This window comes from Citrobacter sp. wls714 (assembly GCF_005281025.1).
In the GTDB taxonomy this organism is placed as follows: domain Bacteria; phylum Pseudomonadota; class Gammaproteobacteria; order Enterobacterales; family Enterobacteriaceae; genus Citrobacter; species Citrobacter werkmanii.
The window spans coordinates 1-15,798 of record NZ_SZWZ01000023.1 but is presented as its reverse complement, the minus strand read 5'-3'; the positions used below and the strand labels follow the sequence as shown (position 1 = coordinate 15,798).

Sequence of the window (15,798 nt, the reverse complement as noted above, 5' to 3'; positions counted from 1 at the left end):
AAACGCTCCTGTTTTATTCGCTCGTCGTTTCCGTCGCGAGTTTCGTTTCGAGTTGTTCCAGCAACGCCGGTTCCCAGTCAGACAGCATCGTGTGCAGTCCAGCCTTAAACAGCATCCGGTAATGGTATTGTGCAAGCTGCGTCATGCCAGCGGCTTCCTGCAGTTGCGCCGTCAGGTACTGGCGATAAAACTGCGCGCGCGGCGTATTACCGAGCTGCTTTTCAGCCAGCGCCAGCGCCGCCTCCAGCCCCTGCTCCTGCCAGCACTGCCAGACCTGCTGCGTCATATCATCCGTGGCAACCGCAACGGCGGCAGGTTTCTGCGGCTCATCGGCCAGCCACTGCCGGGTAGCGTCGCTGATAAACGGCGAACGGTCGTTAAACAGCAGGGAAGCAAGCGCAGGCAGACGCGCCACAAAACGACGAACCTCATCACGCACCGCCTGCGCCACGTCGTCGTGGCCGAGCAGCTGCGCTATCTGCGCAGAAAGGTGATGGCCGTCCAGCCAGTAGGGTGCCAGCAGCAGGCTCTGCTCAACCTGCTGCCAGAGCGTCATATCCGCACGGGCAAGACGAGCCTGGTAGTCAGCGACCATATCGGCAGAGACCGCCGCCAGTGGCGTGCGACCGTCGCTCTCCGCCTGCGGGGCAGAGGTAATGTTCTGCCACAGAGCGTGACGGCGCAGGCGGTATCCCTGCGGCGAATCAGGCTGACGTTCGCAGAGAATGCCAGCCACCTTCAGCAGCGTGTCACGCCAGGCTTTATCGTCATGGCTGTCGATGTTCACCACCGGCGCAGGTGCTGTAGCTACAGGAACCGGCACGGCTGTCGGGACGCTGGCGCGGGTGACGTCGCCCGCAGGCTGCGTGGACGTAGTCATCGCGGGTGAACTGTCACGAAACACCCGCTGGTACTGAGCGAACAGGTCATCGGTGGACGAAGCCAGTTCCGGCATTCCGCACGCCTGCCAACACTGTGCCAGTTTTGCCAGTTCCCCCAGCAGAGCATCACGCTGCTCCGGGGTGGATGTGGCAGCAAATCCCCCCATGCCGGGTTCAAAGCGTTTCAGGATCTGGTCGGCAAAGCGCTTTTTATTCGCGGCGCTCTGCGGCCAGGCGATGGTCCAGTAATGGGTGACGTATTGTGTCAGTACGCTGAGCGCAAGTAGCGGGTTACCTGCATGTTGCAGGGTGCGCAGCAGGTGTGACACCAGGCGAAAATCCTTACTCTCCGAGGCCAGAAGCTGCAGCCCCTGCCGCTGGAGTTCCGGGACATCAAGCTGCGCGTGGTTCAGCGAACCCAGCTTGACAATTTCACCGTCGATATATTCCCACTGCGGGTTTTCATCGCTGAGTTTACTGGCCAGTTTTTCTTCCGGCAGCGCTTCCAGCAGATGCGCCAGCCAGACGTCCGGGTTATGTATATCCATATCGTTATTCCCCCGCCCAGTGGCAGGCTTCACGCAGCGGCGCGAGAGTCTGCGCCAGTCCGTCAATGTTAAAGGTCAGTTGTCCGGAGCTTCCGTTCCCGGTTTCCATGGTTAACGTTTTTGCGTCGAACAACTGTTTAATCTCGTCAATTCCCGCCAGCCCCCGGCTGGCCTCCAGCAGATAGCCGTTTTCACGGACAAACCAGTGCGAACGTAACAGCCCGTTGTCTGTTTTCAACGTCACCGGAATATCGCTATCCTGCCGGGGTGATGCGAGCGCCACCTGCATCCGGGTGATATTGTCGACACAGCTGAACATCAGCACCGGGCGCGGCGGCAGGCTGCCGATAGCAGGCGTGGTGATAATCACCGCCGGACGCTCACCTTCGGTACGGGTCAGCAGCAGCGCCGTGGAGTTATCCGCGCGCTGCGCCTCCTGCTCAAAGGCTCTTTTGCGCGCCTCGCCGTCATAGCGCGCCTTCACCAGCGCCCCGGCAAAGCCGGTGTCAGGCTGCGGTGACATAATGCGGTCATAGCAGTCCAGACGCTCCAGGGCGGCAGGCTGTTTCCGACAGGCCGACATTGCGTTAAGCGTGGTCTGCGCATCCGCCGTCTCACTGGCATACACCGGTGAAACAGTCAGCAACAGGGGCAGCAGCCAGCAGGCAGAAGGTCTCATACCGTGCATTCTTCCTCTGTTGCCGCCTCCTCCACGTCGGCAGTAAACACACCGTCCTGCACATCTAGCGTGATACAGGCGACAGCCGTATTCGCCGCCATCTTCTGCAACAGCAGCAACGAGAGCGGCGGCAGCATATCGCCGTCAATAACCGACTCCAGCATGCGCGCCCCGTTTTCGGCGCGGGTAACGCGCTGCATAATTTCATCGGTCACGCCCGCTGTAATCACCACATCCGCGCCGAAGCGGGTGCGCAGCACGTTATCCAGACGGGCGAGTTTTCCGGCAATAATGGTGGTCAGCGTTTCGCGTGACAGTGGCAGATATGGCACCACCTCCATTCGCGCCAGCAGCGCCGGTTTAAAGAAGTCCGCCAGCACCGGATACAGGGCCTCCTGCATGACGTCCAGATTGTCCGCATGTTCGACAATCACCTGATAACCGAGGTTGGAGGTCAGGAAGAAAACGATGTTTTTACAGTCGATCAGTCGCCCTTCGCCGTCAGCCATCTCGCCTTTGTCGAAGGCCTGATAGAACAGGTTGAGCACGTCAGGGTGCGCTTTCTCCACCTCATCCAGCAGCACCACGGAATAGGGTTTCTGGCGAATCGCTTCGGTCAGCACGCCGCCCTCGCCATAGCCGACATAGCCCGGCGGTGAGCCAATCAGGCGTGAGACGGTGTGTTTCTCCTGGAATTCGCTCATATTGATGGTGGTAAGGTACTGACGCCCGCCGTAGAGCAGCTCAGCCAGTTGCAGAACGGTTTCTGTTTTACCCACACCGCTGGGACCGGCCAGCAGAAACGCGCCGAGCGGACGCCCCGGACGACGCAGATCGGCCCGCGCCGTCAGCAGGTGTTTATGCAGATGCTGAATCGCCAGGTCCTGGCCCTTAATGGTCTCGCCCAGCCACTGCGGCAGATCGGTAATGACCGACATTTCATTCTGCGACAGGCGATTGAGCGGGACGCCGGTCCATTCAGCAATGACCGCCGCGATTTGCTTTTTGTCCACATGCGGTGATACCAGCAACTGCGTATGGTGCAACGTGTCCAGCTCAGCGCACAGGGACGCCAGACGTTCCGCAGCCGCGGTTGTCTCTTCCGGTACGGTATCAGCCTGCGGTAGCACGTCGTCGTTTGCCGCATCGTCCTCATCCTGCGCCTCTGCTTCCGTCAGTAATGTCTGACGCAGGGCGATAATCTCCTGTACCAGCACCTGCTGCTGATGCCACGCGGCATCCAGCGCCTGAAGCTCTGCCTGCGCCGTTTCATACTGCGTGTGAACCTCATCTCGCCTGCCACCGTCCGGACGCAGACCGATGCGGATTTCCCGCTCAAGCTGGCGGATCTCCGCCTCGCACTGCTGGCACAGGGTGGTCAGCGCTGAGATTTGTTTAGGCGGCGAGGACAGATTGATTGCCACGCGGGCGCAGGCGGTATCCAGTACGTCGATAGCTTTATCCGGCAGCTGACACCCGGAGAGATAGCGCTCGCTTAACGTGGCAGCCGCCTGCAGCGCGTCGTCGTCAATCAGCACACCGTGCGCCTGCTCGTACACCGCCGCCAGCCCGCGCAGAATAATGGTCGCTTCTGCCGCTGTCGGTTCGCTCACCTTCACTAACTGGAAGCGGCGCGACAGGGCAGCATCTTTCTCGAAGTATTTTTTGTATTCGCTCCAGGTCGTGGCAGCAATGGTTTTCAGCTCGCCGCGCGCCAGCGCCGGTTTCAGCAGGTTGGAGATATCCAGCCCGCCCTGCTGGTTGCCCGCGCCAATCAGCGTGTGAGCCTCGTCGATAAACAGAATGACGGGGACCGGTGACTGAATCACTTCCGCCATCAGCCCCTTAAAACGCTTCTCAAACTCGCCCTTAACGGAAGCACCCGCCTGCAACGCCCCCAGATCCAGCGTCATGACATCGGTATTTTTCAGTTTGTCCGGCACCTGACCGGCGACAATACGCAGCGCCAGCCCTTCGATCAGCGCGCTTTTGCCCACCCCCGCCTCTCCCACCACCACCGGGTTGTTCTTGCGACGGCGGCAGAGAATATCGATCATCAGGTCGATTTCTCTGTCCCGGCACAGCACCGGGTCGAGCCTGCCGAGGCGGGCGTCTTCAGTCATGTTTTTGGCGTAACGGGCAAGGAGACTCTCTTCTGAACGCACTGCCGTGGGAGCCGTTTTATCCGCATTCAGCATGACCGACTCCGCCGACTCCCGCGTCCAGTCGGCAAAATCCTGGCGTAACCGGTCGCGGTTAATCCCGGTCAGCAACCGGGCTGCGGCAGGCGGCACATAGCGCGACGCAGAATGCAGCAGTGCCAGCAGCAGGATACCGCCGCGCAGCTCGCTGGACTGCATTTCCGCCGAGGCCAGCAGCCAGCCATCGCGCAGCCATTCAACCAGCAGCGGCGAGAATACCGGATAGCTGTCGGTATGGCGCATGGTGGCGTAATGCTCCACCGTCAGCGCCTGTCCCAGCTCATCCACGCTTATCTCTGCCCTTTCCATAATCACCCGCAGGTCGCAGCGCGGAATGGCCAGCATCTGGGTCAGCACATGGCTGACGGTGATTTCGGTGGCCTGCTGGCTCATACAGGCCGTGGCGGCCATTTCCAGCGCCTGACGGGAGAACGGGTTCAGCCGTTTAACCAGCGTGGAGATATCAATCTGAATCATGGGTGTCCTTACCTGGCAAGCAGCCGGTTTAACTGGTGAAGAATGTCCTGCGTCTGGCCGTCAAGGCGCAGCAGATAAAACAGATACACCAGGGCGAGCACAACCATGCCGCCCAGCAGAAGGTGTCTGACGGTCAGGCGTTTTATCAGCCGGTAGCGTCCCCCCTGCGCGACCTGATTCTGGTGTAGCAGCGGAAACGGCGCATCGCCGCGAAGCGGACGCAGCACGTGGTGCAGGCGGCGGTATATCTGTTCAAACTCGTCCTGACTCTGCTGCGCCACTTTGTAGCGCCCGCGAAAACCGAGTGAAAAGCAGAGGTATAAAAACTCCAGCAGATCCTGATAGCGTTTTGGTTCACGCATCAGGCGCTCCAGCAGGATAAACACCTTCTCCCCGCCCCAGGCCTCGTTGTGGAAATGGACCAGCAGCGACTGCCTGATCCACTCGTTTTTGTTTGACCAGCCGTTGCCGAGCGCCGCCTCATCAATAAAGGTGCAGAGGATGTAACGAAACGACACAATCACGCCCGGCTCATAGCCCTCCTCCTGCAGCAGTTGCTCCACCGCCTGCACGTCGGTCACCACCTGCGCAAACAGGTGTTCCGGCATATTCAGGCTGTTCATCCCCGACAGGCGCATCACCATGCCCAGCAGCGGCGTGGCGGCATCGATCATCGGATTCAGACTGTTGCCGCGCAACGGCAGGCGATACTGGCGGCCGGAATCCGGTTCAGACGGCAGGACGAATTCGCTCATCGTCTTATCCTCTTATCGCCCACAGTTGCATATCCAGCTCCGGGAAGGTCCCGGAAATATGCATCGCCAGCGCGCCCGCCTTCACCACGTCCTGCCAGGCGGAGCTGCCTTTCTCCAGCTCAAAGTAGACATAGCCATCGTGGTACGGCAACTGACGGGGGGCCGCTGGCAGCGCGCGCAGGGGAATGCCCGGCACCTGCACGCTGACCATATTGCGGATTTTGTCGGTGGCGGCGATTTTCGACTGCTGGGTAAACTGGAGGATTAGCTGGGCATGCGGCATCCGGGCGCGAACCGCCAGCACAAAGACACCGGACTGCAACAGGCCCGGATCGTTCACCGTAGCCAGATAAACGCCCTCGGTAAAGATCAGCGGCAGGTTCTGCGCACGGGGCTGCAGGACAATATTGAGCGCCCGACGCAGTTCCGGGATCACCGTTTTAAAAGACTGCGTTAAATCGCGATGGTCATAAGACTCGACGACACAGGGGAGACGGCTGTTTTCGGTAAAGGTCATCAGCTCACCCAGCAGGCTGACCAGATCCAGATAAAAGGTTTCCGGGTGCAGGGTATGCAGACGCGCCCGGTGCGAAAAATGCATCTGCCAGCGGTTAAGCATCTGCAGCATCATAAACTCGGCAACGTCGGCGATCCCGCTCTGCTCCGGCGAACCAATACGCTTCGCCAGATCGGCGGCGCGGGTGGCGATCAACCCCTGCACGTCACCGACAAAGCGGTTCAGAACCGGGCTGACGCGCAGCGTCTGGCAGGTCGGGATGAAATCGTCATCCAGTACCAGCGCGCCGCCGGACTGAAAACTGCGGATACGGCACAGCGGGAGCACCACCATCGCACTGAGATCTTCCGCGCCACTGACGATTTTTGGCCCCAGTTGCCCCAGCGTCAGCGACTGCATATCGCCGTCATTGCTGTGCACGTCACGGACATCGGTGCGCACCACGCTGTAGCGCTCCGAACTCTGCCCCGCGCTGCGAATGCCCTGCACTTCGCTGATGTTATGGGTGGCGACCGGCAGCGCCAGATAAATATCGTGACTTTCCGGTGTGGTGAGTTCCCGTGGCTGATACGGCTGCGGCAGCAGATCCTGCTCAGGAATGCGGAACACGGTGCCGTCCGGCAGACAGCCCACCGCCCGGTCGATCATCACCTTGCCCTGCGCCAGCAGTTCAGTATTCAGCGACAGCCCGGTAAATCCCCAGGCAAAATCACCCAGCGCATCCAGCCGCTCGCACAGCATCGCGTCGTTATGGCGCTGCTGCTGCTGAAAGTGCTGGGGCAGCGCAAACATCCCTTCCTGCCAGAGCACCCGGTTTTTCATTGTGGCCATCGTTATTTGTCCTCGGTCTTCATTTCAATACTGTTCTGGCGTACGTGCACCAGCAGGCGGTAGTGATGCCCGGTTCCTTCCACCGGCACGATTTGCTTCCATTCGCTGGCCTGGTCGTCGGAAAAATAGGCGACGATGCCAATGAACTGCGTTTTTGCATCCAGACTCACGTCAGGCAGCGTTTTGAGCGTGTCCGGCAGCAGGGTGAAATCCTGGTGATCGAGATAGTTTTTCCCCAGCGCTTCCGGCAGTGGCGTGGACACCATCAGGTCGTAATCCGCCGCCTGAAATTTTGAGTCATCGGTCAGGTACACCAGTTGCACATCAACCGGGGCAGGCTCGCCCTCGCCGTTCAGGTTGCTGTCCGGCTCGGTCAGCAGCGTGAGGGTGACCGCAGAAGACTGCTGTTTCAGATCGCCAACCTGAATACCGGGATCGGCAATCACCTGGCCGATCTTTTTGGTCATCGTGCAGCCACTGACGCTGAGCGCCAGCATCAGCATGACAAAAAAGCGTCTCATGCTTCCGGTTCCCGCTGCTTCTCACGCAATACCCGGTCATACACCTGGGCATAGACCTCGTTAAACAGCATGGCGAATCCCTGCTGCCTGTCCGAAGCCAGTTCGGCGTAATAGTGGCGGTACATTTCCCATGCCCCGGCATCGTCCAGCTCCCGGCGCAGCTCATGGCTGCGGCGATACTGCACAAAGCGGCGCAGCAGGCTCTGCGGCGAGACGGCCTCCAGCATCACCCGCAGCGCTTCGGCTATCGCCGCCCGGTTGGCCTCTTCGTGGTGGCGGACGTTACGCAGGCTCTCGCGAATGGCGGCAGGCGCCGCCAGATGCACCGGACTTTTGCCTTCGGCGAACATCACTTCCAGCGCCGTGGCGTAGTCAAGATTCAGGCGCAGCGGGTTATCTTCCAGCGGGCGCAGGTGTTTGTCCGACAGACTGTTCTGGCTGTGCTGTAAATCCAGCAGCCCCTGAATCGCGGCCTGCAGGGCGCGTCCGCTCTCTTCCAGAAAGGCGTCGGCGTCCTGCGAATTGTGCACGCTGAGCGAACTGCCCAGCCCGCGCAGCAGCGGCGTTACCGCCAGATGTTTCTGCGCCGTTTGCGCCGCAGTAAACTCATCTTCATCACGCGGGTCCGCATATACCGGGGGCAGATCCATAAAAGAGGTGTCCAGTCCACCATTGGCCTGCAGATCCGACAACGGCACGGTCCGCTGCCCGTAAGTCGCCGGTGCGGCGGTCAGACTTTCACTCTCTAACACCTGTAAAGGGTCGGAGGAAAAGCTGTTGACCACCGTGGACGTCAGCTGGTGACGCTGCTGCAGCCCCGGATATTCCGGCTGGCCGTCGGTAGAAATCAGCGCCTCCACCAGACCGTCACGCTGCGTCACAATGCTTTCCGGCGTCGCCATCTGCTCGTCATAGCTGATGCGTTTGCCTTCGTGCAGAAAGACTTTTAATGCCAGCGCGCCCAGACTGATTTCATCCCCCTGACGCAGACGTACCAGCCCAGCGTCGGAGGCCACTGGCGCCAGGTTTATCATCAGCCCCGGCATCAGGCTGCGCAGGCAGAAAGCGCCGTCATGCAGCACAATGGCGCAGGCGCGCCCGGCAACCGAACCGGCCCGATCCTGTACAGACCAGTGGCACCCTTCCGCATGGCCTATCTCGCCGCCGTCACCGGAAAACAGGCATTTTGCGGCGCGACCGCTTTCCAGTTCATTGCCGTTCATTACCTGAAGCGTCAGCGACAGTGTGGAAGACTTTGATTTTTCCTCAGCCATATATGACTCCATGTAATTTATTCCCTGATGTGGAGAGTGACGGACGGTGGCGTTTTCGGTTGCCCGATAAAGGCGGTACGGCCCAGGCAGGCACGCGAACGGTCGCCCAGTTGCATCCCCTGGGCCTGTTCCGGCGCCAGATCCAGGCGCAGATCCCAGGCAAACTGATCGCGTAGCAGAAAGGATATAAACGCCGACAGCGCCTTGTGATTATCCCCATCCGGTAAAAACGAGAGGTAGCGCGACATGGAAAGGTTGCCAATCCGCAACAGGAATTTACCGCTGCGATCCAGAACATGCCTGCCCAGCGTAAAATTAACGCCAATCACCGAACGGCCAGCCACGTGCCCTACCGTTTTATGCTTAAGATGGCGCACACCCAACTGGTTTTGCTGCCGGGGATCAATAGCCACCCGGCGTAATTGCCAGCTTTCAATGGCGACATCCGGTAAATCAAAACAGTGAGAGACCAGATTGCATATCACATCCGGTGAGCGTCCCGGCGTAGCCAGCACCCCGGCATAGGCCAGCATCTTGCTGTGGTTAATGGCAAGCATATCGCGCACGTTCTGGTTACCCAGCCCGACAAGGGAATACATGCGCTGTGAAAATGCATCCGTGCCGCCGTTGCGAAAACAGATGTAGTAGCGGTATTTACGCCAGGCGTGGTAGACAAACTGCGTCCAGCGGTGGCTGAATACATCAAGAAAATCTTTCAGCCCTTCTTCATTCTGCGCAGATTCCCGTGCCATCCGATCAAGGTAATAACCCGGAAGCGGCGACTGGCTGCCGGAAAAACCGAGAAATGTTGAGAACAGTGTGAACTGCCCGTTATCTCTGCGCGTGAGCGACGTCAGATCGCTCCCCGGAAAAGCGATGCTGGCATCAGATTTAAACAGTACCACCTCATCTTCCGGCTCAGTACGCAGAGACGGTTCACTCCCCGGTTCGCCATAGCGGCGATAGAGCGATTCCAGCAGGACATAAAAACTGATATCCCGCACATCCGCCGGGAAATCTACATCAGAGCGTGCTGGCCACTGTTCTGCCATACCCATGTCTCCCGGCTTTCCGTGTTAACAATTTTCAGATGGTGAAATGAATTGATGCTGGCATAGAGTGCAAAAAAGTGCGTAAGCACGCTTCCCAGCAGGTAAATTTCCCCCTCACAGACAAACGGCTCAGGGTTGATCCACAGCGTGGTGGACAGCCCTCTGACCGGTACGCCTTTAAACAGCCAGTCAATGGGCTGGGTTTCCATCTTCTCAATGGCGTCCAGCTTTTGTCCCGACAGACGGGCCTGCTGTGGATGATGGATCCCCGGCAAATCGAAGGTACGCAGGATCTGCAACAGCGCATCGCGATCCAGCAGGGAGAGATAATTCAGGTTCATACTGGAAATCAGCGACCAGTGCATATCGCCATCCGTGACCGGGTACAATGGCCGCGTAGGGCGCGTGACGTTGCTGAAGCTGGCTACGGCCGGATTTTTACCCACGGCCACGCAGATATCGCCAGTGTGCAATTCCGCAGGCAACATCCGATTGGTACAAACCAGCGCCACGCTGAGCGCTTCACCACTCAGTCGCGCAGGATCAGGCAGATTGCCATCGGCATGAACAAAGGCAATGTCATGTTCAAGGCCACGATGGAACAGAGAGGTTTTTGTCCGGTGATGCCAGTAAACCACTTCACGCTGGCGGCTGTACTCAATCTGATGATTAAAGCTCTCAAACTCGGGCCAGAAGCGCAGTGGATCAGCGTTTGTCTGTCCGGGGACCTCTCCGGAGGCAACAACTTTACTGGCGACAGACTGCACCTGAAAAATATCGTAAGCATCCGGATGCTGATGGCTGGCCCTTAACGGATACTGGGGGGAACGACCATCCGGACTGACAGGCTCCGCCTGATGCAGGAACAGATTGACCGCCGGAATGCAGAAGAGATGCAGGGAATCCTGGCGTAATTTTACATTCACCGGTAGTGGCTGATTGAAACGCAGACGCAGCGTAAACGCACCGCCGTGAAAATCATCCGGCAGCGATATGGCATCACGCAGATGAAAGAAAAAAAAGCTTTCCGGGTAGCAGAAATACTCCTGAAGTACACGATAGCCGTTATGAACATTTTTAGGCCACGGCAGCAGCGCATCCTCACGCTCAAACCCGGCAGCATCCAGCCATAAATCCGGTAACGCAATGCGACGATCGCCCACAATCAGTTCAGCATCCATCAGACGTTCGCTGAACCACAAATAAAGCTGGTAGCGTGTGTAATCATCGTCGTTACCCAGCCAGAAACTGATTTTGTTTAAATCCAGCGCGTCGGAGGACACACCGTTTTTGGTCACAAACGCAATATCAATGATGCCTTCTTCAAGGCTACTCGCATTACGCACATCGTGGATCTGCAAAGGCTGCAGCCACGTGTCGCGGGCCAGCGTAAAATGGCAGACAGACGGCGGCATAATGTCATCGTTACTCAGGATTTTTCGCCCTGGTGCGGCCCCCCGGACCACACCTGAGCTGACCAGCTCCTCACGTAAAACCTGTACCGGCGCTTTTATATTGTCTTCAGGTCTGTATTTAATGACCGTCATGGACGGGACCGGGCGCAGATAGTTGGGCCACAACATGCGGATGATGCCGTGCGTAAACTCCGGAAACTCATCTTCCAGTTTTTGCCGCAGCCCCCCTGACAGAAAAGCGAAAGCTTCCAGCAGACGCTCCACATCCGGATCGCCTTCCTTTTCCGCCAGAAAACGGGCCAGATACGGTTTGTCCTTCGCCAGCAGTTTCCCCAGTTGACGCAGATAATCCAGCTCTTCCTGATAGTAACGTTCTTCAAAAGCCATTTGTTTTACTCCACCCGGTAGCGCTGACGGTTATCCAGCAGGATCTCAAACTCCAGCAAATCTCTGGCATCGCGAAAACTCACCTGCGCGACGATATGAAAACGTAACTCCTGCGGGGCGGCATCATCCGGCACCGCAGCGCCCACCGTCACATCAACAAGCCGGGGCTCGTAACGGAGAATACAGTCACGTATTCCCCGGCCAATTTCCTGACGAAAATCACTGGAGACCAGCGCATCATCATTCAGATCGGGAATGCCCAGCTCCGGCGAACCATAGCAACTGCCGGAACGGGTATTCAGAACGTTTTCCAGGTTGCGTCTGATGGACTGTAACAACTGCCCTGGTGACGATAAGCGGCGCGACGATCCGGCCGCATTCCCCACCCGCTCAAACAAACTTCCCTGCATCCCGATATCCCGTTCCATCATGATGATTAATCCCGGTCCAGACGGCCAACGAGAGACAGTTCAAAACTGGCGCCCATATATTTGAAATGCGGACGCACGGAGAGCGCCACCTGATACCAGCCCGGTTCACCTTCCACATCCAGCACTTCAATTTTCGCCTGACGCAGTGGCTTACGGCTGCGCACTTCAGCTGGCGGATTTTCCTGATCGGCCACATACTGGCGGATCCAGGTATTCAGTTCGCGCTCCAGATCGCCACGCTCTTTCCATGACCCAATCTGTTCACGTTGCAGAACTTTGATGTAGTGCGCCAGACGGCTGATGATGAAGAGGTAAGGTAACTGGGTACCCAGCTTGTAGTTGGTCTCTGCTTCTTTCCCTTCCGGGGTATTGGGAAAAACTTTCGGCTTCTGTACCGAGTTTGCCGAGAAAAAGGCCGCATTATCACTGCCCTTACGCATCGTCAGAGTAATGAACCCTTCCTCCGCCAGCTCAAATTCACGACGGTCAGTAATCAGTACCTCAGTCGGGATTTTGGCCTGCAACTGCCCCATCGCTTCATACAGATGGACCGGCAGGGCTTTAACCGCCCCGCCATTCTGAGGACCGATAATGTTCGGGCACCAGCGGTATTGCCGGAAGCTCTCCGCCATATTGGCAGCCAACAGGAATGCGGTATTGCCCCAGAGATAATCATCATGACTGCGGCTGACATTTTCCCGGTAATTGAAGCTCTTCACCGGATTGTCGCCCGGTGCGTAAGGCTGACGCAGCAGGAAACGTGGGGAAGTGAGGCCGAGATACCGGGAGTCTTCTGACTCGCGCAATGCGCGCCATTTGGTATAGGCCGGCCCTTCAAAAATCGCGCCAACATCTTTAATACCCGGCAGCTCAGTCCAGGAATCCAGGCCGAGAAACTCCGGCGCAACGGATGACAGGAACGGCGCATGCGCCATGGCGCTGACCGCACTGACGTACTTCAGCAATTTGAGATCCGCCGCATTATTTTTGAACGCATAATTACCGATAACTGCCGCCACTGGCTCGCCGCCAAACTGGCCGTAACCACTTGAATAAACGTGCTTATAGAAACCAGACTGGGTGATTTCCGGGGCGAATTCGAAGTTATCCAGCAACTCTTCTTTGGTGGCATGCAGCAGGTAAATTTTGATGTTTTCGCGCGGATCGGTACGCTCAACCAGCAATTTCAGGGAGCGCAGCAGTGATTCCAGTTCCTGAATCACCGGGTCGTGAAGGATCAAATCCATCTGGCGACTTGTTCGATCGTCAATATCCGCAATCATGGCGTTCACCGCCAGAATATCGACTGACTCCGCTTCGTTCTGCAGCAGGGCCGAGATAAATGCGGTCACGCCCTGGCGGGCAATACCATAACTTTCAGACTCAGGCTGAAAACGGCTCTGCGCCATAATATTGTCCAGCAATGACGTTCCTGCTTCTGGCGCGGCACTGACGGGAGCAACTTCTTCCTGTAAAGACATAGTGAAATCCTTGTGCAAAGTTATTTCTGGCTGGCCAGCCCCAGTTCCTGAATCAGCTGTTCGCGGGTTTCCTCGTTATCCAGAAGAGCCTGCAGCTGAGCGCGAAATGCCGGGATATTGCCCATCGGCCCTTTCAGGGCGACCAGCGCCTCACGCAGCTCCAGCATTTTTTTCAGCTCAGGCACCTGGCTGGCAATGCTGTCCGGCGAGAGATCGGCCATCGAATTGACTTTCAGGCTGATATCCATACGCGCGTCAGCCTTTTCACTAAGCACCGACGGCACGGAAACGTTCCGTTCAATACCAGACTGGGCCAGCACCGCATTTAATGTATTTCGGTCAACTGCGACTGGCTGGCGTTCATCCAGAGGGGTGTCATCCGGCCTTCCCAGTAAATCCCCGGTAACCAGCAGGCTCAGCGGGAGCTCAACCTCAGACGTCTGGCCGTCTGTTTTCGGGACGTAGCGAATGTTAATTCGCTCTTTGGGAGCGATACTTCCGTCTTTGTTATTACTCATAAAATATTCCGTCAGATTATGTTTCACATATTATATTTGAGCCACAAAATACCTTCCCCATTTTATTAAGGAAATACTCAAAATACGGTTTTGCGATATAAAAAACATGATGCAGAATTAACTTTAAAGCGTATGATACGCCAGAAGATAAATTTTAAAACCACTTTTAAAAAAAGAAAAGAGATATATCCATTTGTGACGACTTGCACAGAAACGGTTCTGTCCGACATGATATCCATAAATATCGCATGATGCATTGCGCAACAATAAACACGTAACACGATGAATAAGTTATGAAAAAACACAATCACATAAAATTCATTATTCACAAGGAATATAAATCAATAGGTTTTTATTGATAAATCACAAAGTCAGAAATGATAAAACAAAGTGGGTTTAATCGGGATAAATAATATTTATTCTTGATGCAACAATGCCAAAATAAATAATAAAAGCATCAGCAACAAGTGATGGACCAACCCGCTATGAATATGGATAACCCTCCGGTTCATTACTATTTGGTGACCCGGGGGAATAGCAACAAAACACTTACAAACACCCAAAAGGAGCTACAAAGATGCCAACTCCATGTTACATCTCAATTAAAGGACAAACCCAGGGACTGATCACCGATCGCGCGTTTACCGCTGAATCTGTCGGTAACATTTACGTGCAGGGTCATGAAGATGAAATGCTGGTGCAAGAATTCAGCCACAACGTCACTGTCCCGACCGATCCGCAATCCGGCCAGCCAAGCGGCCAGCGTTCTCACAAACCGTTTATCTTCACCGTGGCGCTGAACAAAGCGGTTCCGCTGCTGTACAACGCACTGGCTTCCGGTGAAATGCTGCCAACCACCGAACTGCACTGGTATCGCACCTCTGTCGAAGGTAAGCAGGAGCACTTCTTCACTACCCGCCTGACCGACTCCACCATTGTCGATATCGACTGCCATATGCCGCACTGCCAGGACGACGCCAAGCGTGAGTTCACACAACTGGTTAGAGTTTCTCTGGCTTACCGCAAAATTGAGTGGGAACACGTTTCAGCAGGCACCTCAGGTGCTGATGACTGGCGTGCGCCGCTGGAAGCATAAGAGTCAATCCACAGCATCCTGCCGTCATGGCAGGGTGCTGTTTTTGTCCGGGGCCGGAGAAAAAATCTGTGCCAGCAATGAGTTACGTTTCATATATGGGAGATGGCGGATGCCGGAAACTTCGGCGGTAGCGTGTCTGAAACGGCGGTCCTCCATTACCACTGCCACAAACGGGCCGTGGTTCCTTTTCGCCAATGAATCCAGGATAAGGTTATGTCACAAAATGGCCTGCGTTTTACGCTGGATGTGGACGGATTAATGCCGACGGCAACCGCTGTCGTCAGCTTCACCCTCTACCAGAATCTCTCCACACCCTTTTTGCTCACGGTCGATATTGCCAGCGACCGGTCCGGCCTCACCGCCGTCAGTTTTCTCGAGAAAAACGCCACACTGACCATCTGGCAGGGTAACACCCCACAGCGCTATCTCCATGGCATCATCACCGGGATGGAAACCGGGGAAAACAATGACTGGCAGATGAACTACAGCCTGACTATTTCGCCTCCGCTCTGGCGCTGTGGCCTGCGACAGAACTTCCGCATCTTTCAGCAGCAGGATATCCAGGCCATTTCCACCACCCTGCTCACCGAAAACGGCGTCACCGACTGGGTGCCTTCTTTTTATGAATCCCATCCCCCGCGGGAGTTCTGCGTCCAGTACGGCGAAACTGACCTCGGTTTTCTCACCCGACTGTGGGCCGAAGAAGGCATTTTCTTCTTTGACTGGTTCCACCC

The 15,798-nt window shown here is 56.6% G+C and carries 14 protein-coding genes; 2 read left to right on the top strand and 12 right to left on the bottom strand.

What is annotated here, in order from left to right; translation table 11 throughout:
- Positions 1-13: 13 nt before the first annotated feature.
- The 12 genes from tssA to tssB are packed head-to-tail and all read right to left on the bottom strand — an operon-like array spanning position 14 to position 13,968.
- Positions 14-1,429, bottom strand: coding sequence for a type VI secretion system protein TssA (tssA, locus tag FDX11_RS01730; RefSeq protein ID WP_137397384.1), 1,416 nt, complete (start codon positions 1,427-1,429; stop codon positions 14-16).
- 4 nt (positions 1,430-1,433) lie between these two features.
- Complete coding sequence (vasI, locus tag FDX11_RS01725) at positions 1,434-2,117, bottom strand: type VI secretion system-associated protein VasI (protein ID WP_137397383.1); 684 nt, start codon at positions 2,115-2,117, stop codon at positions 1,434-1,436.
- Positions 2,105-4,786, bottom strand: a complete 2,682-nt coding sequence (tssH, locus tag FDX11_RS01720; protein ID WP_137397382.1) for a type VI secretion system ATPase TssH — start codon at positions 4,784-4,786, stop codon at positions 2,105-2,107. The genes vasI and tssH overlap by 13 nt, the downstream gene beginning before the upstream one ends.
- Positions 4,787-4,794: 8 nt before the next feature.
- Positions 4,795-5,541, bottom strand: a complete 747-nt coding sequence (gene icmH, locus FDX11_RS01715) for a type IVB secretion system protein IcmH/DotU (protein WP_137397381.1) — start codon at positions 5,539-5,541, stop codon at positions 4,795-4,797.
- Positions 5,542-5,545: 4 nt separating this feature from the next.
- Positions 5,546-6,889 carry a type VI secretion system baseplate subunit TssK gene (tssK, locus tag FDX11_RS01710; RefSeq protein ID WP_137397380.1) on the bottom strand — a complete coding sequence of 448 codons (1,344 nt, stop codon included), beginning with the start codon at positions 6,887-6,889 and terminating at the stop codon, positions 5,546-5,548.
- A gap of 2 nt (positions 6,890-6,891) precedes the next feature.
- Entirely contained in the window at positions 6,892-7,410 is a 519-nt protein-coding gene (gene tssJ / locus FDX11_RS01705; protein WP_137397379.1) for a type VI secretion system lipoprotein TssJ, read from the bottom strand.
- Positions 7,407-8,684, bottom strand: coding sequence for a type VI secretion system-associated FHA domain protein TagH (gene tagH / locus FDX11_RS01700; protein ID WP_137397378.1), 1,278 nt, complete (start codon positions 8,682-8,684; stop codon positions 7,407-7,409). Before tagH ends, tssJ begins: the two co-directional genes overlap by 4 nt.
- Positions 8,685-8,701: 17 nt before the next feature.
- Entirely contained in the window at positions 8,702-9,736 is a 1,035-nt protein-coding gene (tssG, locus tag FDX11_RS01695; RefSeq protein ID WP_137397377.1) for a type VI secretion system baseplate subunit TssG, read from the bottom strand.
- Positions 9,703-11,538, bottom strand: a complete 1,836-nt coding sequence (gene tssF, locus FDX11_RS01690) for a type VI secretion system baseplate subunit TssF (protein ID WP_137397376.1) — start codon at positions 11,536-11,538, stop codon at positions 9,703-9,705. Before tssF ends, tssG begins: the two co-directional genes overlap by 34 nt.
- Positions 11,539-11,543: 5 nt before the next feature.
- Positions 11,544-11,969 carry a type VI secretion system baseplate subunit TssE gene (tssE, locus tag FDX11_RS01685; RefSeq protein ID WP_137397375.1) on the bottom strand — a complete coding sequence of 142 codons (426 nt, stop codon included), beginning with the start codon at positions 11,967-11,969 and terminating at the stop codon, positions 11,544-11,546.
- Between the two features lie 5 nt (positions 11,970-11,974).
- Complete coding sequence (gene tssC / locus FDX11_RS01680) at positions 11,975-13,450, bottom strand: type VI secretion system contractile sheath large subunit (protein ID WP_137397374.1); 1,476 nt, start codon at positions 13,448-13,450, stop codon at positions 11,975-11,977.
- Between the two features lie 20 nt (positions 13,451-13,470).
- Positions 13,471-13,968 (bottom strand): type VI secretion system contractile sheath small subunit, encoded by a 498-nt coding sequence (gene tssB, locus FDX11_RS01675; RefSeq protein ID WP_137397373.1) that lies wholly within the window; start codon positions 13,966-13,968, stop codon positions 13,471-13,473.
- A 577-nt stretch (positions 13,969-14,545) separates the two neighbouring features.
- Here tssB and FDX11_RS01670 point away from each other — a divergent pair.
- Positions 14,546-15,064 carry an Hcp family type VI secretion system effector gene (locus FDX11_RS01670; protein WP_137397372.1) on the top strand — a complete coding sequence of 173 codons (519 nt, stop codon included), beginning with the start codon at positions 14,546-14,548 and terminating at the stop codon, positions 15,062-15,064.
- A gap of 213 nt (positions 15,065-15,277) precedes the next feature.
- A partial coding sequence (locus FDX11_RS01660) for a contractile injection system protein, VgrG/Pvc8 family (RefSeq protein ID WP_249360710.1) occupies positions 15,278-15,798 on the top strand: 521 nt, incomplete at its 3' end.

Excerpts from the sequence above, each read along its gene's own strand:
- tssA (WP_137397384.1), bottom strand. The coding sequence starts at position 1,429 with ATGGATATACATAACCCGGACGTCTGGCTGGCGCATCTGCTGGAAGCG.
- vasI (WP_137397383.1), bottom strand. The coding sequence starts at position 2,117 with ATGCACGGTATGAGACCTTCTGCCTGCTGGCTGCTGCCCCTGTTGCTG.
- tssH (WP_137397382.1), bottom strand. The coding sequence starts at position 4,786 with ATGATTCAGATTGATATCTCCACGCTGGTTAAACGGCTGAACCCGTTC.
- icmH (WP_137397381.1), bottom strand. The coding sequence starts at position 5,541 with ATGAGCGAATTCGTCCTGCCGTCTGAACCGGATTCCGGCCGCCAGTAT.
- tssK (WP_137397380.1), bottom strand. The coding sequence starts at position 6,889 with ATGGCCACAATGAAAAACCGGGTGCTCTGGCAGGAAGGGATGTTTGCG.
- tssJ (WP_137397379.1), bottom strand. The coding sequence starts at position 7,410 with ATGAGACGCTTTTTTGTCATGCTGATGCTGGCGCTCAGCGTCAGTGGC.
- tagH (WP_137397378.1), bottom strand. The coding sequence starts at position 8,684 with ATGGCTGAGGAAAAATCAAAGTCTTCCACACTGTCGCTGACGCTTCAG.
- tssG (WP_137397377.1), bottom strand. The coding sequence starts at position 9,736 with ATGGCAGAACAGTGGCCAGCACGCTCTGATGTAGATTTCCCGGCGGAT.
- tssF (WP_137397376.1), bottom strand. The coding sequence starts at position 11,538 with ATGGCTTTTGAAGAACGTTACTATCAGGAAGAGCTGGATTATCTGCGT.
- tssE (WP_137397375.1), bottom strand. The coding sequence starts at position 11,969 with ATGATGGAACGGGATATCGGGATGCAGGGAAGTTTGTTTGAGCGGGTG.
- tssC (WP_137397374.1), bottom strand. The coding sequence starts at position 13,450 with ATGTCTTTACAGGAAGAAGTTGCTCCCGTCAGTGCCGCGCCAGAAGCA.
- tssB (WP_137397373.1), bottom strand. The coding sequence starts at position 13,968 with ATGAGTAATAACAAAGACGGAAGTATCGCTCCCAAAGAGCGAATTAAC.
- FDX11_RS01670 (WP_137397372.1), top strand. The coding sequence starts at position 14,546 with ATGCCAACTCCATGTTACATCTCAATTAAAGGACAAACCCAGGGACTG.